At 50.4% G+C, this 19,612-nt stretch carries 16 protein-coding genes and 2 pseudogenes; 6 read left to right on the top strand and 12 right to left on the bottom strand.

The features are described from left to right. Positions 1 to 92 precede the first annotated feature (92 nt). On the top strand, positions 93 to 1,421 hold the full coding sequence (gene clcA, locus K6R05_RS20320) for a H(+)/Cl(-) exchange transporter ClcA (protein WP_237566735.1): 1,329 nt from the start codon (positions 93 to 95) through the stop codon (positions 1,419 to 1,421). 19 nt (positions 1,422 to 1,440) lie between these two features. Here the strand turns inward: clcA and K6R05_RS20315 are convergent, their stop codons facing one another. The 3 genes and pseudogenes from K6R05_RS20315 to K6R05_RS20305 form a co-directional block, all read right to left on the bottom strand. Beyond that, complete coding sequence (locus K6R05_RS20315) at positions 1,441 to 1,965, bottom strand: phenolic acid decarboxylase (protein ID WP_161736048.1); 525 nt, start codon at positions 1,963 to 1,965, stop codon at positions 1,441 to 1,443. A 160-nt stretch (positions 1,966 to 2,125) separates the two neighbouring features. Beyond that, a pseudogene (locus K6R05_RS20310) lies at positions 2,126 to 2,326 on the bottom strand (VasL domain-containing protein); the annotation flags it as partial. A 1,732-nt stretch (positions 2,327 to 4,058) separates the two neighbouring features. Beyond that, positions 4,059 to 4,739, bottom strand: a complete 681-nt coding sequence (locus K6R05_RS20305; RefSeq protein ID WP_161736046.1) for a type 1 glutamine amidotransferase domain-containing protein — start codon at positions 4,737 to 4,739, stop codon at positions 4,059 to 4,061. A gap of 161 nt (positions 4,740 to 4,900) precedes the next feature. Here K6R05_RS20305 and K6R05_RS20300 point away from each other — a divergent pair, with 161 nt between their 5' ends. The 3 genes and pseudogenes from K6R05_RS20300 to K6R05_RS20290 form a co-directional block, all read left to right on the top strand. Continuing rightward, positions 4,901 to 5,818, top strand: a complete 918-nt coding sequence (locus K6R05_RS20300; protein WP_161736045.1) for a LysR family transcriptional regulator — start codon at positions 4,901 to 4,903, stop codon at positions 5,816 to 5,818. Positions 5,819 to 6,126: 308 nt separating this feature from the next. After that, on the top strand, positions 6,127 to 7,791 hold the full coding sequence (locus K6R05_RS20295) for a carboxylesterase family protein (RefSeq protein WP_222925763.1): 1,665 nt from the start codon (positions 6,127 to 6,129) through the stop codon (positions 7,789 to 7,791). Positions 7,792 to 8,253: 462 nt separating this feature from the next. Then, positions 8,254 to 8,583: pseudogene (locus K6R05_RS20290) on the top strand (NAD-dependent epimerase/dehydratase family protein); the annotation flags it as partial. 117 nt (positions 8,584 to 8,700) lie between these two features. Here K6R05_RS20290 and K6R05_RS20285 read toward each other — a convergent pair. Continuing rightward, entirely contained in the window at positions 8,701 to 9,570 is an 870-nt protein-coding gene (locus tag K6R05_RS20285; RefSeq protein WP_222925761.1) for an alpha/beta fold hydrolase, read from the bottom strand. Positions 9,571 to 9,752: 182 nt separating this feature from the next. After that, positions 9,753 to 10,496, bottom strand: a complete 744-nt coding sequence (locus K6R05_RS20280) for an SDR family oxidoreductase (protein WP_222925760.1) — start codon at positions 10,494 to 10,496, stop codon at positions 9,753 to 9,755. Between the two features lie 279 nt (positions 10,497 to 10,775). Here K6R05_RS20280 and K6R05_RS20275 point away from each other — a divergent pair, with 279 nt between their 5' ends. Continuing rightward, positions 10,776 to 11,573, top strand: a complete 798-nt coding sequence (locus K6R05_RS20275) for an SDR family NAD(P)-dependent oxidoreductase (protein WP_222925759.1) — start codon at positions 10,776 to 10,778, stop codon at positions 11,571 to 11,573. Positions 11,574 to 11,823: 250 nt separating this feature from the next. On the opposite strand, the gene K6R05_RS20270 is transcribed toward K6R05_RS20275, so the two are convergent. From K6R05_RS20270 to K6R05_RS20255, 4 genes are all read right to left on the bottom strand, one after another. Further along, positions 11,824 to 12,531: a dienelactone hydrolase family protein gene (locus K6R05_RS20270; RefSeq protein WP_222925758.1), complete on the bottom strand. Its 708-nt coding sequence runs from the start codon at positions 12,529 to 12,531 to the stop codon at positions 11,824 to 11,826. A gap of 73 nt (positions 12,532 to 12,604) precedes the next feature. Then, complete coding sequence (locus K6R05_RS20265) at positions 12,605 to 13,444, bottom strand: SDR family NAD(P)-dependent oxidoreductase (protein WP_222925757.1); 840 nt, start codon at positions 13,442 to 13,444, stop codon at positions 12,605 to 12,607. Beyond that, positions 13,441 to 14,643, bottom strand: coding sequence for an MFS transporter (locus K6R05_RS20260; RefSeq protein ID WP_222925756.1), 1,203 nt, complete (start codon positions 14,641 to 14,643; stop codon positions 13,441 to 13,443). Before K6R05_RS20260 ends, K6R05_RS20265 begins: the two co-directional genes overlap by 4 nt. Positions 14,644 to 14,889: 246 nt before the next feature. Further along, a complete protein-coding gene (locus K6R05_RS20255; RefSeq protein ID WP_222925755.1) occupies positions 14,890 to 16,005 on the bottom strand; it encodes a metallophosphoesterase in 1,116 nt (371 codons plus the stop codon). Positions 16,006 to 16,170: 165 nt separating this feature from the next. On the opposite strand from K6R05_RS20255, the gene K6R05_RS20250 reads away from it, so the two are divergent. Next, positions 16,171 to 17,118 carry a LysR family transcriptional regulator gene (locus K6R05_RS20250; RefSeq protein WP_222925754.1) on the top strand — a complete coding sequence of 316 codons (948 nt, stop codon included), beginning with the start codon at positions 16,171 to 16,173 and terminating at the stop codon, positions 17,116 to 17,118. 185 nt (positions 17,119 to 17,303) lie between these two features. Here K6R05_RS20250 and K6R05_RS20245 read toward each other — a convergent pair whose 3' ends face one another. The 3 genes from K6R05_RS20245 to K6R05_RS20235 form a co-directional block, all read right to left on the bottom strand. Continuing rightward, a complete protein-coding gene (locus tag K6R05_RS20245) occupies positions 17,304 to 18,239 on the bottom strand; it encodes an IS110 family transposase (RefSeq protein WP_222925753.1) in 936 nt (311 codons plus the stop codon). 450 nt (positions 18,240 to 18,689) lie between these two features. After that, positions 18,690 to 18,920, bottom strand: a complete 231-nt coding sequence (locus K6R05_RS20240) for a YubE family protein (RefSeq protein WP_222925752.1) — start codon at positions 18,918 to 18,920, stop codon at positions 18,690 to 18,692. Between the two features lie 33 nt (positions 18,921 to 18,953). After that, on the bottom strand, positions 18,954 to 19,607 hold the full coding sequence (locus tag K6R05_RS20235; protein ID WP_222925800.1) for a DNA methyltransferase: 654 nt from the start codon (positions 19,605 to 19,607) through the stop codon (positions 18,954 to 18,956). Positions 19,608 to 19,612 lie beyond the last annotated feature (5 nt).

Raw genomic sequence — 19,612 nt, 5'->3', positions numbered from 1 at the left:
ACGCTGGTCTGATTGAACAAAGATGCCTCTCAATGAATGAAGAATCACCGCAGCCGGTTTACGTTCCCCGTTCTATCGCGGCGCGCAGCCGGATGTTTCGCGCCCTGCTCTATCGTGACAAAACGCCGCTGGCGATGCTGTTTTGCGCCGCGCTGGTCGGTACGCTGGTCGGTCTGGCGGGCGTGGCGTTTGCCCGGGCCGTTGAAACAATACAGCAGTGGCGCGCCGCTACGCTTATCCCCGCACAGTTTCAGGGCTGGCTGCTCTACGCCGCCGCTTTTGCCATTTCGGCCTTGCTCGCGATGGTCGGCTATTTTCTCGTCAGACGTTTTGCGCCCGAAGCGGGTGGTTCCGGCATTCCTGAAATTGAAGGGGCGCTGGAAGAGCTAAGACCTGTGCGCTGGTGGCGGGTGATTCCGGTAAAATTTTTTGGCGGCATGGGCACGCTGGGTGCCGGGATGGTACTGGGACGTGAAGGCCCGACAGTGCAACTGGGTGGCAATATCGGCCGCATGGTGATTGATGTTCTGGGGATGCGCAGCAACGAAGCGCGTCATACGTTGCTGGCAACGGGTGCGGCAGCAGGCCTGGCCGCCGCGTTTAATGCGCCGCTGGCAGGCATACTGTTTATCATCGAGGAGATGCGTCCTCAGTTTCGTTATAACCTGATTTCGATTAAAGCGGTGTTTACCGGTGTGATTATGGCAAGCATCGTGTTTCGCTGTTTCAACGGCGAACAAGCGGTGATCTCCGTTGGCAAACTGGCTGATGCGCCAGTACAGACGCTGTGGATGTATCTGGTGCTGGGTATGATCATCGGCATGGTAGGCGTGCTGTTTAACCGCCTGATATTTATTACGCAGGACCTCTTTGCTCGCTTTTATGCCGGCAAAACGGCACGCGTAGTGCTGGCGGGTGCATTACTGGGTGGTGGCTGCGGTGTTCTGGCGCTGCTGTTCGCGCCTGGCGCAGGCGGCGGCTCAGAACTGATTCCACAGGCGGTTCATGGTGTATTTCCGTTCACCCTGCTGCTGCTCATCTTCATGGTCAGGCTGGTCACTACCCTGCTCTGTTTTGGCTCAGGTGCGCCGGGCGGTATCTTTGCGCCGATGCTGGCACTGGGAACGCTGCTCGGGACAGCTTTTGGGGTAGCGATGACGGATCTGTTCCCGTTATATCATCTGGACGCGGGAACCTTTGCTATCGCCGGGATGGGCGCACTGTTTGCGGCTTCGGTAAGGGCACCGCTAACCGGGATTGTGCTGGTGCTGGAGATGACCGATAACTATCAGCTGATATTGCCGATGATTATTACCTGCCTTGGGGCTACGCTGCTGGCGCAGTTTCTGGGGGGGAAACCACTCTATTCATCCATACTGGCCCGCACGCTGGCACGCCAGGCAGAAGCGACCCGCCCATAGCGGCGGGCCGTGCTATCAGTTACTTACCATCAAAATAGTCAGCAGGCATCTGCCCCGGTGCCTGATTAATGACTTCATCATTATCCGGCCCTTCGTTTTTCATGTAAGTCACTTTCGCAAACTCAGGAATGATCACATAAGGATAGGCCGGGCCTTCGTCGCGGAATCGGTGCATATCTTCAATGAAGTCATTCTGATAGCAGATGGTTTTTTCCGGATGCTGACCTTCTCCGGCAATCCACTGCGGGAAGAAAATTGTCCCGTGAAGCAGGGTACGATTGAGATCAAACAGCAGGCTGACGCAGGTGCCGGTGGGTTCATGCCAGTCTACTTTATAAATGCCGGGTGCAAACTGCACTGCGTGCATTTTCTGGTTAGTCACCCAACGACCGCCCACCAGCCCCTGATGAATACGATAGTCGCAGGTCGTTTCATTGCGGGCGTACCACTCATATTTCCAGCCATTATCGTAGGTATAGACAAAATGTGTGCCAACGAACTGGGAGAGATCGCCGGAGATATCTTCTAAAGATTCTGTAGACATTTTAACCTCTGTTAAATAGCGCATAACCTATGCGCCGATGGATTTAATAAAAGCTAAAGCGCAATTAATCGGTGAATATTGACTATGGCGCAGATTATCGATTTTGCCATAAGCGACCCGGCAGACATTTGATCGCCCCAGTGCTTATCGCTGTCCGTCATCACTCTGACTGGTTTTTAATCAGCGCATAGCGGTTCTGCAACTGAGTAAACTGCATATCGACCTGCGCCAGCTGTGCTGCTCTTCCTGATGTCGTACTTTCTGACTGCCCCAGCTGATAAAGCTGCTCTTCGAGTGGAACTGAACGGCTGAAGTCCTGTGTTATCGTGAACACCATCGATTTCAGTTCCGAGCCGGTGGATACCTGCCTTTGCGCTCATCAAGCATATTCAGGCGGTATGTCAGTGCCTGCAATCTTCCATCCCCTGATGCCAGCCGGATAATGATTCTGTGGGTGTGCATTTCCCATAAGGTGCTGCTGCCACTGCGCTTTAAGCGTCTCTGTTTGGACAGGTCCAGCTCTGGCGGCGAGCACAAAGCCATACACCTGTTGCCACAATGGCGGCAGCTGCGCCAGCGTTGTCAGTACGTGCGCATCGACGATAGCCGGTACGGGGCTGAGCGGCTGCGGGGCGACTTTTAGCAGCTCCACAGACCGCCCGCACCCAGAACCAGCATGGTCAGCATACCCGCAGCGAAAGTCCGCCATGCCCGCCGGAGAGACGCTATCGGGGGTATCACCAGGTTCGCTGACGTCACTGTCAGTGGGAAATGTTGAAAATGGCTTACCCTGCCATGAAACATTTCTGATTTTAAACATTGAGTGATGAGCAGAACCGGGATCAGAAGCGAGTACATTCCATTTACTGACTGAATTATTAATGTTGTTAATTATTTTTGATTTTTACGGATCAGCGCTGGACGGTATTCGTCAAAGAACGCCTTGCGATGGTACAGCCGCATCTGCTCTGCCATATAGTGGATATGTCTTGTGATGAGTCAACGTGATGTTCATTGCTGATCTCAGCGATGAGGGTGTTGCGCCGAGTAAATGCCCGCAGTCATTCCAGATGACAGTGCTAAAGCCACACCTTGTGAATACTCTCAGCAGAGCAAGGAGCCCTGATGCGAAGCGATGGAGAGGATGCATGAATAGGAGTAAAATTAAGCATGCGCGAATGCGGCAGGTAGTGGTTAACGGGAAAGAATTCGAAAATGACAACGAATAATGAGACCCCTGAAAAATCTGACAGACAGGCTCAAACGATAAAAGCCCTGACTGAAATAGTCAGGGCTTTTAAGGTACTACAGATTTAGCATTTAACATTAATTAACTTAATTGATAGGTACTGCTTCGGTACTGCTATTTATGAACAGATCCTGCGGATAATAATGATCACGATACAGAAATGTCACTATTATTAGCGGTTTCAACCACCTGATAGTCTTTCAGGAGACAAAGACAGGTCAGGCCCGTATAAATCTGCACACCCCCATCGCGATATAGACTCTTTGATGCGTTGCCTTACTTTCATTACGACGTTTAAACCGCAATCGTATCCTGTCGTAACGTAACGTTCAGAACTACGAGGCCTTACATCATCGCGACGCGATACTACAAGCGTCCTGTTGCATGCTTTTTGCTACTAACATCCAACTACAGACTTCTTAAAGACTTACTTCGACTCCATTTAACAGGGTTATCATTAACTTACGAACAGTTTCAAAGAACAGTGTTTAACAGAACCACCGACAACTTCAACTGAAACATTTGTCGGCACCTTTACTCATAACGCCTTTGGTTTTTCAGTCTATCAGGGCAACTGCTTGCCGCTGATGAGTCCTACTTTACGGATATGAAAAATGATGTCAACACTGGTTTTAAAAACATGTTTATATTTTCAGTGGAACTCGAGGACTTATATTTTCGTCTGAAAACACATCTCAAATTTATTATCAATGTTAAGAAAAATAAAACCCTGATTTATTAAATACAAATAATTTACACCGTCACTATCAATCTTCTCACTTAATACCCGCAATAAAGAAAGGCGCCCGCAGGCGCCCTCAGAACACAGCATGCTGTAAAACGCTTATTTCGCCAGTTTTGCCAGTAAAACTTTGGCAGTCTCGGCTGAAGAACCTGGGTTCTGTCCGGTAATCAGCAAACCGTCCTGCACAGTGTAGGATTGCCAGTCATCACCACGTGAGTAAAGACCGCCATTCTGTTTCAGCACATCTTCCACCAGGAAAGGCACGACGTCAGTCAGGCCAACGCCCTCTTCTTCGCTATTAGTAAACCCGGTTACTTTCCTGCCTTTTACCAGCGGTGTGCCATCGGCGTTTTTCACATCACGCAGAACACCTGGCGCGTGACAAACCAGCGCCACCGGCTTACCAGCCTGCAGGGTTTGCTCAATCAGCGAAATGGAGTGTTTGTCGTTTGCCAGATCCCATAAAGGACCATGACCGCCCGGATAGAAAACGGCATCAAACGTTTCCTGATTAACCGTATCAAGCCTCACGGTCGAAGCCAGCGCGGCCTGAGCTGCAGAGTCCGCATGAAAACGGCGAGTTTCATCAGTCTGAGAATCCGGCTCATCACTTTTTGGATCGAGTGGAGGCTGTCCGCCCTTCGGTGAAGCCAGGGTAATTTCAGCGCCCGCATCCAGGAATGCATAATAAGGTGCCGCAAGTTCTTCCAGCCAGAAACCGGTCTTCTTGCCAGTGGTGCCCAACTCATCATGCGAGGTCAAAACCATTAAAATTTTCATTTATGCTCCGTATAACAGTCAGTCGGTCTCACGTGTAAGGATAGTCAGAACCAGCGCGTGAACCGCTATCTTCTGTGTTGACCCGTTAATCATGGCGCGTTTCAGAATATTTATGAAATTTATTTCTTTAATTTTAGATATTCACATAGAATTATAACTTAATGAAATATGATCTGAATTTACTGCCAGTTTTGCTGGTTATGATAGAAGAGCGCAACGTCACTCGCGCCGCAGAGCGGCTGGGTATTACCCAGCCGGCACTTTCTAATGCATTAAACCGGCTGCGGGAAACGCTCAACGATCCCCTGTTTATCCGCGAGCGCTACGGTATGCGCCCGACACCGAAAGCGGAACAGCTGGCCCAGGTGGTCGGTACTGCCCTGTCATCCATCGACAAGGTGATCCTTGGTCAGCAGGACTTTGATCCGCTGCACGCCACCCGACTCTTTACCCTCGCACCTAACAGCTATGTTGAATTCATCATGATGCCTGCCATTGTGGCGCGTCTTCATGACTGCGCACCCGGTATCAGGCTTCGCCTTACCCCTTTTGGCAACGACGTAACGGAAACCGGCGTAATTTCAGGCAATACTGATATGGTGCTGGGTCGTATCGTTGAACCTCCTGATAATCTGGTTGTGCAGCACCTGATGAATGAAGGTCTGGCATGTGTGATACGCGCAGATCATCCGCTGGTAGGCGAAAACCTCAGCGCAGAACAGTATGAGCAGCTCAAACACGTTAATGTCCTGCCGCCTGGCCGCATGCGCGCAGGTTTATATCAGGCACTTGAAAAGCGCGGCCTGCGTCGGCAGGTTGCCGTGTCAGTGACACATTTTCTGGCTGTACCGGAGATGATTGCGGTCACGGACTACTGCGCGACCCTGCCTCGCCTGATCTGTCAGCATCTTTCCCGAGATCAGCGGCTCAGAATTGTTCCCGCGCCTGTTGATCTCGGCATTTTTCCGGTTGAAATGGGGTGGCATGCGCGCTATCGCGACGATCCTGCACATCGCTGGTTCAGGGGTTTAATTGCAGAAACAGCCCACGCGCTGGCCGACCCTCAAATAAAGAGTTAGCACGCTCACCGCTTCCTGACTAATAGTTAATTTTGATAGGGTTAACAGGGGTTACTACTGTCCCCATCGGAGGCTAATACCCTTGACATGCTACCCGCAGATCAGTACATGCCGGTGTTAGCAACGTCCGCTTTTGGCACAAAGCGGACGCGCATGTCAGGTCCGCTATGAGCGAGGAACGGACATTGAGTGCAAAAGAACAGCAACACGCGATAATGGGGCTGGCTTTATCTTGTTTTGTGAGCCTGACATTACCGGGCATTACGACATTTCATGTATAAGAAATATTTCCCCAGAGCACGGTACGCATGAAAAATTCTATGTTCAGATTTTCCCCGACATTTTTACTCTTTTTGCTTGCCTCTTCAGCCACCGCACAAAATATCTCCCCCGAAATTACGACGCAATTTGGTAAGGTCAAAGGCGAAGACCATCACAATACGCTGTCATGGACCGGTATTCCTTATGCGAAAGCCCCGGTCGGAGAACTGCGCTGGAAAAAACCGGTTTCTCCGGACGCATCAAACACCGTCTTCGATGCGACCCGGCCCGCCGCCGACTGTATCCAGGTATCCCCTAACGGAGTCAAAGGTAATGAGGATTGCCTGAATCTCAATATCTATCGCCCAACTGGGACCAGCACCCCGCTTCCGGTGCTGGTTTATATACACGGCGGCAATAATCAGCTGGGCAGTTCCAGTGAGTTTGCTCCGGCGTTTATCGCTGAAAAATACAATGCTGTGATTGTTACCGTAAATTATCGTCTGGGCGCACTCGGCTTTAATCCATTAAAAGCCCTTAACGATGGCAACCCGCTGAATGATTCCGGAAACTACAGCTTACTCGACATCAAAAAATCACTGGAGTGGATCAAAGATAATATTCAGGCTTTTGGTGGTGACACAAATAATATTACCGTCTCCGGATTTTCGGCTGGCGGCAGAGACGTGATGGCGATGCTTATATCACCCTATTTTAAAAATACCTTCGACAAAGCCATTGTTTTCAGTGGCGGCATGACCACCTCTGACAAACATGAAGCGGAAAGCGTGTTCGCGCAAAGACTAGCACCTCTGGTAGTCAAACATGGCATTAAACCAGATGCCGGAGCGGCGAAAATCTGGCTCCTGTCAGGCTCGCCAGAGGTCCGTCATTTTCTCTATCAGCTCCCCGCCGCAGAACTGGCAATGCTGTTTGGCGATGCGGGGATTCGCATGAATCAATTTCCCCATCTCTACCGCGATGGTGTGGTGATCCCGAAGGATGGCTTTGAGACCAAAAAATATAATGCCGTCCCAGCCATTATGGCCACAGGGCAACAGGAGTTTTCTTTCTTCGCCCGTAACGACCCTATGTTTGCCACACAGGTGAAAGACGGTACGCTTGAAAACAACACCACCCTGCTGAATAAATACACCTTTGCAAATCACTATGGCGGGCTGCTATACAGCCTGTTTAATGTTAATCAGTCTGCTGAGGTGATGTATAAAAATTATCACGCGCCGCTGTATGGCATGGAGTTCCGCTATGGCACGGATGCGTTTGTTACTGGTGACAAATTATCCGCCATTGGTTCTTTCCACGGCGTGTTTATGCCTTTTTGGGATAAAGATAAGTATGCTGAATTTACGCAGGATGCGCTGAAGCTAAAAGGCTCCAGGGCACTAGGAGAATCTTTTAATACCTACATTAAAAACTTCCTGGCAACAGGGTCACCAAACGATCAGACCCTTCCGGAATGGAAGAAATGGACTCCGGAAAATGCAGCTGCGGGGGAATCACTTCTGATGATGGATGCCAACAGGCAGAAAGCCATCATCTACATGAGCAACAAGACCTATAGTTATAAAGATATTCTCACCCGCATTGAGCAGGACAACTCCTTGTCAGCTGTAGACAAAAACTTTGTTATCAAAAACGTGCTGAACAATCGCTGGTTCAGCGCACCGCTTGATCAACACTTTAGCCACTAATCCGATGCCTCCTGCTATTGCAGGAGGCAAATTTTTACTCAGCGAGCGAACTGTAGATTATTTTGCGTACTTTGCTGTTATTAGCTCCTGTTAATGTGCCACCGTATAGCTTTGCCGCAACCTTCATTCCAGGGCTTCCAGCATCACCCCTTCGGTTTGCGACACATTACGCTGAATGTAAATCGTGCTCTGTGCTCAGATGACGCCATATCGATTTAAACGCCAGAGCCCGAAAGCTGATTGATGTGATTTCTCTTTTTCTCGCTGGCTCTGGTCATAAAATCTGGCTCAGTATGCTGAGTTAACCGCCTTTGCAGTCTTTTTCCCGAATGTCTGCCGAACGAACTTCACACACTGCCAACTTGTTCAATTAAACCTATCAACCTGACTGCACCAGCCTGGCATTAAACTGAAGACAACGCTGACAACGGTAAGTGCGTAGTCCGCTATGAGCGAAAAGCGGTCATGAACCCTGAAGAATATGCAAAATTTGAGGAATGGCAGGACGACCCTACACAACGACTGTGGAATATGTGGACATACGTGCATGTGCGTGACGTTGCGCAGTCCATTGAGATTGCCATTGAATATGATGCGCGGGGTAAGGATGAATTTTTTATTCCCAGCGACGTAACTTGCATGCGTACACCTACCCAGGAGCTGCTGGAGAGATATTATCCTCATACTGAATGCCGCAAACAATTTGAAGGAAATGAGTCGGTGCTTTCCAGCGAAAAAGCGATGCGCGTGCTGGGCTACAAGCCTCAACATCGCTGGATGGATAAGTCGTAAAGGCATCTGGAAGGCGCTCTTCAGGATAATAATAAGCCTGTGATCAGCGCCTTCACCTTCAGCCGGTTGCAGACAGGTTTTCTGCAATCGCTCCGGCTGAGTATTGCCAGTCTTTAATCAGACTGGAATGTCCTGGTCGTTCAAAAACGTAATCATGTGTTTAGCCAGTTCCTGAGGATTTTCCTCAGGGATCCAGTGCCCGCTGTGTTCTATCACCACATGCTCCCAGTTTTCTGCAACTTCTGCCATCATTCCTGGCATTATTCTGGTGAAGTCACTTCCCTCTCCAGTCGCTGCCAGTAAGGGCATCTGCAGTTTGCCTTGGCTGATGACAGCTCTGTTATCTTCTGCATCCTTTCTAAAGGCGCGATAAAGCTCAAAGCCTGCACGCATTGCGCCGGGCTGGCTGAAAGCCCGGACGTAATGTTCAAAAGCAGCTCTGTCGATTGCCTGATAGTCCCATGCCAGATCGTGAAAAAAACGCTCCAGATAGAAGGCCTCATTTCCACGCGTCAATGCCTCCGGAACATCTCTTGCCTGATGGAAATGGAAGTGCCAGCAACGTGTATCATCCGCATTCGCAGTATCAAAACCAGCCGTACCCGGAATTGGCGCCTCCATAAGAACCAGCTTTTTAACACGCTCCGGGAAAAAAGCCCCCATAGCAAATGCAACCATCATGCCAATATCATGGCCTGCAACGTATACTGGCCCTGATATTTGTTGCTCGTTCAGTATGCTGACCATATCAGACGCCAGTGTCTTTTTATCGTAGCCACAGACGGGGCGGGATGAACGTCCTGCTCCACGCATGTCAGGAATTATCAGTTTAAACCCTGCCTCTGTCAGGGGTTGAATCATACGGCGCCAGGCCAGCGAGGTCTGGGGATAGCCGTGGATCAGGAGCAAGATTTTTTCCCCGTGACCTTCAGTTGAGTAACCGATTTTTACATTCTGTTCTGTCTCAAGTGAGAACACATCAGGCATTGTCAGATCTCCTTATAAAAAACTCCGGTCGTAGGGGCGCATAAACGACCGTAACGAATTATCGGAAAGCTGGCTGTGCATCCAGAGTAAAATGCATACAATCCTTTTATCTGGATCAGAACAGCCAGAGTAACTTGTCCGCTTTACCGCGCAGAGACGGCTTACGGTTGTTGAATGCAAAATTACCAGTCCTGACGCGTGGGATGGATCACGATATCGTTAATGGTAAGATCTTTCGGCTTATCGAGCACGAAAGCGACGGCATCAGCCACCTGCTCAGGTGTAATGGCAATTTCATTGAGTTTTTGAGCAGCTTCTTTGCCTTTGCTGTTATTTACTTTGTCGGCCCAGCCCGTATCGATAACGCCCGGACTGACCATAGACACCTGAATGCCGTTCGTCACGCCAACTTCTTTTCTCAGGCTTTCGGTGACGCCGCGGATAAAAAATTTGGTTGCGCTGTAAACGCCGCTGGATGCACCAGTGTGCAGGCCCGCGACGGAGCTCATATTGAGAATATGACCGCGTTTCTGTTCCAGAAACACCGGCAGCGTGGCTGCTATGGCATTCAGATAGCCGTGAATATTGGTGTCAATCATCTTATTCCAGTCTTCTACTGCCACATCTGCCCAGTCGGAAAAAAGCATCAGCCCCGCATTATTGATGAGATGATCAATACGTCCGTATTTGTCTGTCACGCCACTAATCAGGTTAAATACATCCTGCTTGTCCGTTACGTCTGTAATGCGAAACTCTGCATGCCCACCCTTTTCGTTAATCTCATCTGTTATTTTTTTCAGTTTTTCTTCACTTCGCGCAGCAAGGACAATACGGGTGCCGGACTGCGCAAGCCTGCGAGCGGTAGCCGCTCCAATACCTGACGATGCACCGGTAATGACAGTGACGGTCTCTTTATTCAACGACATATATAAAACACTCCTGGCTTTAAGTTGACTAAAAAAATGAATGCATATGTTTGTTATGAAATATGGAAAAGCAACGCACAAAGTGTGGCATTAATTTCAGAAAAACCATTTTAATCCACTCAATATAGCATTGAATAAAAATCAACTATTGCAGTATATTGATTTTATTGAGTTTTTTATTTAAATCTCTGTCAGAGGTATTTCTTAGTCCTTTTCCGGCTTCAACTTCTCATTTTACCTGCCAGGCTTACCGTGAATTCACAAATAAAGGAAAGAGAAATGAGCAAGAAACTGGCTTTTATTACCGGGGCATCTAACGGAATTGGGTTTGAGCTGGCAAAAATCTTTGCCAAAAATGGTTACGATATTATTGCTGTGGCAAGAAATGAAGAGAAGCTGAACAATGCATGTAATGAGTTTCGTCAGTCTGGGGGCACCGTGCACGCCTTCTCAGCCGATCTCAGCCGCTTTGAAGAAGTTGAGTTGCTTAAAAAGAAAATCGATGACGGCGGGCACCACATTGACGCTCTGGTTATTAACGCTGGGCAGGGACTGGGTGGCTGTTTTATCGGCGGCACCGAACTTGAAAAAGAGCTTCAGCTCATCCGCTTGAATGTTGATTCTTACGTACATATGTCCAAAATTTTCTTGCCGGACATGATTAAGCGGGGCGGGGGACATGTTCTCATGACCTCTTCTGTTTCAGGTACGGCGCCTATCCCTTTTGAGGCTGTTTACGGGGCGTCAAAAGCCTTTGTTAACTCATTTTACTGGGCGATCCGTAATGAGCTAAAGGGCGCAGGCCTGAACATGACTCTCCTGATGCCTGGCGCTACTGAGACTAACTTCTTTAAAAACGCTGGCCAGTCCGATACCAGCGTTGGCGCCGCTCAGACGACCAAGCCAGCGGAAGTGGCAGAACGGGCCTGGTATGCCCTGATGAGTGGGCATGAGTATGTATACGGTAATGATGAGGCTGAGCATGAGGGAGATGTGCTGAATCGTCTGCAAAGCGAGTCGCAAAAAGCGCAGCGTCATCGCATTATTTCTGAACCGGGTTCAGCCAGTAAAAAATAAGTTATTTTACCGGTAAATGAACATTGTATCGGCCGGTCTGAAGATCGGCCGATACTTAATCTGCAATGACATAAATAAAAAAATAAGGCGGCATCATGGTGTATAGATTACAGATTCAATCTGTACATTTCTCCAGCTTTTTCCGGGTTCTCATCATCAAAGTGTTACCACTCCATTTTTAATGAGGCGTAAATACAGCCATTTTAAAACTCATCTCCTGCCAGTAGCAGATGATATATTCGCAAGAGCATTATAAGAAGGCATCGGCAAGCACATAAAACGCCATCCGAAACGCACGGTTGCTGACGTTCTCGTTATATTGCATTTTCCCCGGAATATCCGCACGCGGATAGGTAAATGAATGCACCGCCCCTGCGTAATTTACCAGCTGAAAGCCTGCACCTGCAGAAGCCATTTCATGACTGAACTGCGCAATCTGATCCGGAGAAACGAAGGGGTCGCCCGCCCCGTTAAGAACTAAAACCTGTCCTCTGATATCCCCTCTGACGGCCGGCTGTTGCGTACTGAGTGTCCCATGAATACAGACAGTAACGCGCAACGGCGCCCCACTGCGGGCAAGTTCCAGCACACAGTGGCCACCGTAACAAAAGCCTATGGCTCCGAGTCTGGACGCATCTGTCAGGGGATTTGCAGCCAGGGCCTGGAGTGCGGCTTTCATCCTGTTTCGTTCTTCAGCCGTATCCTTGAGCGCATTCATTTCAGCTGAAGCCTTTTCCGCGGTGGCAGGCAGAGAGCCATATAAATCGGCAATCAGGACAATATAGCCTTCCTGTGCCACTCTTACCGCATGCTCTCTGTTCGACTCAGTAATGCCCATCATGTTTGGCGCAAGAACGATACCCGGACGTTGCCGCTGACTGTCGGCGTCATAGACAAGAACGCCCCTAAGTCGTGTTTCGCCACAACAGTAAAAAGTCTCTTTTTGTATAATACTCATTTGTCCTTCCTGCCCTCAGATAAACGCGATCGTCAAAACCGGGCCAGCGCCCGACATTACTGGCAACCGTAGTTTATTTATTCATCCACTGGCTGAATGCGCCTTTCCACTGGAAATGCCAGCGGGACAACGCAGGCCGGTTTTCGATAATGTCCTGAAAGGACCAGGTAATACGCTTTGCATCCATTTCGGGGCTGACAGCGTTATCCGGACAGATAATATAAAAATCGCCCTGCTCATAGCGCTCTACAAAGTGTTCGATTACCTGGTCAGGCGTCCACGCCTCAGCCGGCTTACTGTCTTTATCCGGCTGCATACCCGGAAAGTTCATATCAGTCCAGGTAAAGCCAGGAACCAGCAGGTGCGCGGTTATCCTGTCTCCGGCTACGTTTCTCAGCTCATGCGCCAGCTGTTCAGTCAGCACCTTGATACCAGCCTTCGCTGCGCTGTAAGCCGCGTTTCCAGGTGGTGTAGTGATACCTTCTTTTGAGCCCAGGTTCACAATAGCCGCCCTTTTGTTCATACCCAGCATGGCGGGTACAAAAAGGTGCTGCACTGTAACCATGGAGAGGAGGTTCGACTCTATCTGAATGCGCCAGTCCGCAGGTGCATCCCATGGCCCGCCGCCCTGCTTTATGCCGGCGTTGTTCATCAGCAGTGCCACCTCGCCGAACTCATTCAAGGTAATGTCCCGCAGACGCATCAGATCCTGTTCGTTCGTGACGTCCCCTGTGACCAGCCGGTATTCAGTGTTCAGTGTCTTTGCCAGAGCCTCCAGCGCAGCGCAATCACGATCAAACAAACTCAGGCGCATACCTTCCTGCGCAAAGCGACGTGCGGCGGCGGCGCCTATTCCTTTTGCCGCACCGGTAATGACCGCAACGCGGCCAGCCTTAATTACTGATTCAGTCATGACTGACTCCTTCTGGTGATGTGTACTGAGAGAAACATCAGGACAAGTGCAATGACGGCAAAAGCTGCGCCAACCCAGCCCGTTGAAATCCACGATCCGCCGGACGCGATGGCCAGCCCGCCAAATGCCGCACCCAGCGCATTAGAAATATTAAACGCGCTGTGCGTGAGCGATGAGGCAAGTGTCTGTGCGTCACCGGCAATGTTCATCATGTGTGACTGCAGTGCAGGCACCAGCGAGAACCCGTTACCCAGTAAAAAGAGCGTAATGAGCGCAGGTACTTTCCATTGGGATACCAGGGCGAACAGAGCAAGCGTAATCAGATTCCAGAACAACATGCCGTAAATGGCCGGTACAGGAGCCTTGTCGGCCACCCGTCCACCAATAATATTGCCCGTTGCCATTCCCACGCCCCAGAGCACCAGAATCCACGGAACTGACGAAAGCTTAAATCCGCTCACCTCTGTCAGAGCTGGCGTAATAAAACTGTATACGGCGAACATGCCAGCAAAGCCTACAGACGCTACAGCAAACGTCATAAGTACTTGGGGGCTGCGCAAAGCACTCAGCTCTTTCAGGGGGGAGGCTTTGCGATCGGCCGGCACCGCTGGAACAAAAAGCGAGACCATAACGCCGGTCAGCACCAGACCGGCAGTGACCACCGAAAACGACATCCGCCATCCGAGCGATTGTCCTGCCCAGGTTACCAGCGGCACACCTGCAACATTCGCAATGGCAAGGCCGAGCATGACATAACCGATATAACGCGCTTTTTGTTCTGCAGGCACCATGGATGCAGCAACGAGGGCAGCAACGCCATACCACGCGCCGTGAGGTAGCCCGGCAATAAAACGCGCTGAGAGCATAGATGAATAGCTCCAGGCTGCAGCACTACAGCCGTAGCCGATAAGCGCAATAACAAGCAGCAGCAGCAGCAGCGCCTTTCGTGGTAAGCGCGCAGCCAGTACAGCGATAGCCGGTGCACCAATAACCACGCCTGCAGCATAGGCACTGATATAGGCTCCGGCAGCAGGCACTGAAACACCGGTTCCTTTAGCAAGGGCGGGAAGCAGACTCATCGGCGCAAATTCACCGGTTCCTATACACAGTCCACCGGAGCCAAGAGCAAGCATGGCAGGGAGCAGGCCAGAAGGGGCTTTCACCCGACTCTGCCCGTCGCTGTATGTGTGTTCGGTCATAACCTGAGCGCCTCCAGAAGCTGAAAGATTGTCACTTCAGTTAGTCAGGAATCCTGAAAGGGAACCGCTGCTCTTTGAAGAACAGCAGTTCTCAGCCAAAAGGGCTGATATTATCTCTGTTAGCGGTTAAGCTGAGAAAATGCAGTGATATAGTTGAAACTAAGTAAACTATAACTCAGCTCCAGGCCGATATTGTTGAAATAGATACCTTGATTCATTGACTTATATTCAACCATAGTGGCCAGGTTACGGTGCGTGTAATGTAATGAAGGTAATTTCAGAAGGTTTTCCCAGTCGCAGCGGGAACCCATTCCACAGTCCGGCACCATTACTGACGTAAAGTGCCATATCCCCGACCTGATAGAGGCCTGACACAAAACCGTTATTCGCAGGTGCTGCGACTGTATCAAGTCCACTAATCATGCCGCCGTGAGTGTGACCTGAGAGCTGAAGACTTACGCCGGTGATCGCGCTGTATGCAGCAGAGCCTGGCCGATGATTCAGCAGGATTACAGTGTCTTCTACGGACTCTCCACTTAGTGCTTTCATAAGGTCAGGTCCCTCGCCGCCATACTCAGGCGCTACTTCATCAGTTACGCCAGCCAGAACAATCGAGGTGCCACCTTTTGACAGACGGACATGTGAGTTGTTGAGGAAACGCAGGCCAAGCCGTGTGTATTCCTCCGTCCAGGCGGCAGCGTTGAAGTAATATTCATGATTACCCGTAATGGCATATACCCCATAAGGCGCCTTCAAAGAGGACAGGGGGGATACATCAGCCCGGCGGTTCCTGACCGTCCCGTCAGCTATATCACCGGTAACTACAATCAGATCAGGATGAAGTGCATTGGCCTTATCCATCACGCTCTGCATCCATGAATGAGGCAGGAGGCGGCTGGCATGAAGATCGGTCAGTTGCACAATGGTAAAGCCATCAAATTCACGCGGCAGCTTCCTGAGCGTAAGTTCAGAACGTTGTACACCAGGCGTTTTTACGGCGTTATGCACACCCGCTGCGGCAAGCAGACATGAAGCAACCAGCATTAGCATCCTTCCACCCGCTCTGCCTGTAACGGAACGATGTAGAAAGACACGACAAAAAATAAAACAGCTGTCCTGAAGCAACAGCATGATGGCTAAAAATATAACGCTGCCAAAAATCCATCCAAGAACGATCATGATCGGTTGGGGCAGTTCGGGAGAAAACATCGTGCCAAAGACGAGACGGCTCAGTAAATGAAATTCACATACTACCGCTATAAAAAGGACCAGTAACATCTGGATTTTATTACTGCATTTCAGCTTCTTTATAAAGCGCAGGTATACATACACTGCCGGGAGCAGTGTCCATACGTGAAACATCCTTTCATCTCCAGACTGAAATGTAACCGTCCGACTGTCACAGAGACATTGTACTGGTTGCATATAATTTGTGAATTTAACTAAACTTATTACCTTTGAGATCGGGTTATATTTAGTGTCCTGCAATGGGGCGTTGAATTTTTCTCACGTATAGAAGGCGCTTTTATGTCAGTCACACCTACTCCCCGTCTTTCACGTAGCGATCTGGCAGATTTGAATGCTTTTCGCGTTGTTGAACGATTACGCAGCTTCACCAAAGCTGCCGTTGAGCTTGGGATCACCACCTCTGCTCTCAGCCACGCAGTGCGTAATCTTGAAACGCGCCTGGGTGTTCGGTTGCTGAACCGTACGAGCCGTACGGTTGCTCCGACCGAAGCGGGTGCAAGCCTGGCCCTGCGGCTGGATGCAGGCTTTCGTGAAATAGGGGACGCTTTAGACGAAATTAACCGGATGCGTGATCGGCCAGTCGGGCGGTTACGAATGAACGTCCTGAGTGACGGGGCAAGGTTAATTATGGCTCGTCACCTGCCGAAATTTCTGAGTCAGTATCCAGAAGTTGAAGTAGAAGTCAGCGTTGATGATCGAATGGTGGATATTGTTTCTGAGGGGTTTGATGCTGGCATTCGATTTGGCGGGACAGTTCCTGAGGATTTAGTTGCCGTCAAACTGGGCCCTGAATTGAAATGGGTTGCCGTCGCGTCTCCGCGTTACCTCTATCATCGTTCCCTTCCTGCCACGCCGGATGATTTGCGCGCTCACTCCTGTATTCAGCTGCGAACGGGCCAGGGGATAATCTATAAATGGGAATTCAGCAAGGGGGATGATGATCGTGCAATCGATGTCCCTGGACAGATTTGTGTCAGTGAGACAGCGTTAGCCATTGAGCTTGCCCTTGCAGGAACCGGCATTGCGTATTGTCTGGAAAACCGGGTATCACATTATATCCGGGAAGGCAGTCTGAGGATCGTGTTGCCTGACTGGGCTCCAATAGAACCGGCTATGCATCTGTATTACCCTGGACACCGACGCATTCCTCAGGGGCTAAGAGAGCTCATTGATGTGTTGCGCGAAGAAATTGCGGCTGAAAGCCGCAGCAATGAGGGGCGGCCATAAATCTGGCAGTATTCCTGATTTTCATTAGATCACTATACGTGGCGGCGCTGCTGCCGCAAGAGTTGACCTGTTCAGTTCAGTAGTGTCCGCTTCTGGCACAAAGCGGACCATGTATTCGTTCGGATTGAATAGTGTTACGTATCATCTGCTTTATCCAGATTTATCCAGAGTCGTAAATTATCTTTTCAGCTGTATACCCAATCCTTTTGGTCCCTGAACATAGCATTGAGTATCGTTATGAATTTTCTGATACAGGCTGTGATCGCGACTTTTTTTACTTTTCCACGTGCAATGAGTGATGTATAGAAGTCTTTAATCTGAGGGTTATATCGAACCGCTGAAAGCATCGCCATATATAGTGTTGCCCGCTGGCCAGCCCTGCCTCCCCAGATAGCCCTTTTCCCGCGAAGTTGCCCGCTGTCTCTGTCATACGGGCATACACCAACCAGCGCCGATATCTGCCTGCGCGTCAGCGCTCCCAGCTCAGGAAGTTGGCTCAGGATAGCCGCCTGAGTTACTGGCCCAATACCCTTAACTTTTTCAAGCATTTTTCGTTTTGTAGAAAGTGCAGTGTTCTGATTAAGCTGGTATTTTATTTCCTGGTCCAGAGTATCAATCTGTGAGTTAAGCCAGGCAATGTGCTCTGCAATACCCATCTCAATATATGCCCCGTTTTTTTCCTGCAGCCTGTTAGCTTCCATGACACGATTCTGTACCAGTTGACGCCGCCGGGTAAGAAGCAGTGCCAGATCCTGTAGCTCTTTTTCCTTGGCAGGTCTGAATTCCGGTTTCATACGACGACCATATTCGCAGATTATCCTGGCATCGATAGAATCACTTTTTGCCACCTTTCCCATTGCCCGGGCAAAATTCTTTATCTGTCGCGGGTTAATGACAGCAACAGACAGACCAGCTGAAATCAGCATTGATTCAGCAAGAGAGTGATACCGGCTTGTAGCCTCCATGATAACGCCTGATACATGAAGGCCTTCCAGCTCCGTCAGCAGCTGCATGATGCCGGATGCGGAATTGTCCACATGAATCAGTCGCTCGCAGGTATCAATAAAGACATCTAAAGCGAACTTTGAGACGTCAATACCAACAGTTGTTTTATCGCTCATTTCAGTTCTCCCTGCCTTGCAGATACGGGCTTCTGATGCACCAGGCAATTGTTCGGGCTATAGCTGAAAGTGATGCTGCGCTTAGTGCTCACCCGCGGGCTTGTTAATCCCTGGATGTCGATCGTGCTGCAGCATCAGTAAAAACACAGGATAAGTTTAGACCCATCCCGGTTCTGCTTTAAACATACAAGGATGGCGAGCGAAGCGATCTCTTGAACACGAGCGGCCGGGCTAAAGTGAAGTCACGGCACCGGCCGCAGTCCGCACGGACCCGGTTTTCTGCCCTGTCCCGCCGCAAGGCGGAATATAGCGGCGCGCAGCAACTTCCTTATTTCATTCTGTCCACAGCCCGGGTGCATACCCTGGCTATAACCCTGTGGACAAAAGCGCAGCAGCGGCAGTATCCGCGCACAGACAGCAGGCGGTCATAAAATGACCGCCTGCTGTCTGTTATTTCAGGTGCCCGCGCATCTCGGCAGCGCGCCTGTACAGCGCCACAAGTTCGGTATCGATCTGCTCGATCAGCATTCCGGCCATTTTCTGTGCCGGCGCCGCGCCGCGGAACAGATGCCGCTTAGTCATATCCCGTAACCGCAGGTGAAACTCGTAAAGTGATTCTTCCAGATCGTTAATGTCGTCGGTAAGCTCGGTGTTGTCAGTTGTCATTATCTGGTCTGTCATGGTGCTGTCCTCTTGGTCTGGTTACGGAAAATGTTATGCGGCATGGGCAGAACGGGCGGCGCGCAGTTCTCCCAGGCGGCGCAGGCCGGCGGTATGGTATTGCTCAAGCAGTTCGATACCGATCCAGCGGCGGCCACACTGGTCTGCGGCAACGCAGGTCGAGCCGGAGCCTGCAAACGGGTCCAGAATTAAATCTCCGGGTTTCGTGAAGGTTTCGATCAGCGGCTGTAACACGCTCACCGGCTTTTCGGTCGGGTGGTGCCGGTTGCCCGTGTACTGCCAGGGCATCACGTCAGGTAAGGGCTTAGCCGGCAGCGGTGGGCGCCCTTTGGCCAGCAGGTAGGCGCTTTCATGCTGATACCCGACAAATGCCGATTTCGATGCGTAGGTTTTGGTGAATACAAGGTGCCCGACGACACGAAAGCCCGCCGATTTCCATGCCTGCATGAAGACGTCCACGCGGTTCCAGCCGTAGAAACTCACCGCCAGGCTGTTGTTTTTGAGCACGCGATACATTTCATGGCTGGCCGGCAGCACCCAATCGTCGCTCACGTCATTAGCGATTGAGCGGCCGGAGCGGTCCTTAAAGCCAACGAGGTATGGTGGATCGGTCAGAATGAAGTCGATGCTGTCGTCCGGAAAGCCGGCCATGATCTCTACGCTGTCGCCACGCATGAATCGGGACATATTTC

Origin of the sequence: Pantoea alfalfae, assembly GCF_019880205.1 — a bacterium.
In the GTDB taxonomy this organism is placed as follows: Bacteria; Pseudomonadota; Gammaproteobacteria; order Enterobacterales; family Enterobacteriaceae; genus Pantoea; species Pantoea alfalfae.
This window is presented reverse-complemented; position numbering and strand designations above follow the sequence as displayed.

Coding starts and splice junctions, on each gene's coding strand:
- clcA (WP_237566735.1), top strand. CDS start 93: ATGTTTCGCGCCCTGCTCTATCGTGACAAAACGCCGCTGGCGATGCTG.
- K6R05_RS20315 (WP_161736048.1), bottom strand. CDS start 1,965: ATGTCTACAGAATCTTTAGAAGATATCTCCGGCGATCTCTCCCAGTTC.
- K6R05_RS20305 (WP_161736046.1), bottom strand. CDS start 4,739: ATGAAAATTTTAATGGTTTTGACCTCGCATGATGAGTTGGGCACCACT.
- K6R05_RS20300 (WP_161736045.1), top strand. CDS start 4,901: ATGAAATATGATCTGAATTTACTGCCAGTTTTGCTGGTTATGATAGAA.
- K6R05_RS20295 (WP_222925763.1), top strand. CDS start 6,127: ATGAAAAATTCTATGTTCAGATTTTCCCCGACATTTTTACTCTTTTTG.
- K6R05_RS20285 (WP_222925761.1), bottom strand. CDS start 9,570: ATGCCTGATGTGTTCTCACTTGAGACAGAACAGAATGTAAAAATCGGT.
- K6R05_RS20280 (WP_222925760.1), bottom strand. CDS start 10,496: ATGTCGTTGAATAAAGAGACCGTCACTGTCATTACCGGTGCATCGTCA.
- K6R05_RS20275 (WP_222925759.1), top strand. CDS start 10,776: ATGAGCAAGAAACTGGCTTTTATTACCGGGGCATCTAACGGAATTGGG.
- K6R05_RS20270 (WP_222925758.1), bottom strand. CDS start 12,531: ATGAGTATTATACAAAAAGAGACTTTTTACTGTTGTGGCGAAACACGA.
- K6R05_RS20265 (WP_222925757.1), bottom strand. CDS start 13,444: ATGACTGAATCAGTAATTAAGGCTGGCCGCGTTGCGGTCATTACCGGT.
- K6R05_RS20260 (WP_222925756.1), bottom strand. CDS start 14,643: ATGACCGAACACACATACAGCGACGGGCAGAGTCGGGTGAAAGCCCCT.
- K6R05_RS20255 (WP_222925755.1), bottom strand. CDS start 16,005: ATGTTTCACGTATGGACACTGCTCCCGGCAGTGTATGTATACCTGCGC.
- K6R05_RS20250 (WP_222925754.1), top strand. CDS start 16,171: ATGTCAGTCACACCTACTCCCCGTCTTTCACGTAGCGATCTGGCAGAT.
- K6R05_RS20245 (WP_222925753.1), bottom strand. CDS start 18,239: ATGAGCGATAAAACAACTGTTGGTATTGACGTCTCAAAGTTCGCTTTA.
- K6R05_RS20240 (WP_222925752.1), bottom strand. CDS start 18,920: ATGACAGACCAGATAATGACAACTGACAACACCGAGCTTACCGACGAC.
- K6R05_RS20235 (WP_222925800.1), bottom strand. CDS start 19,607: ATGTCCCGATTCATGCGTGGCGACAGCGTAGAGATCATGGCCGGCTTT.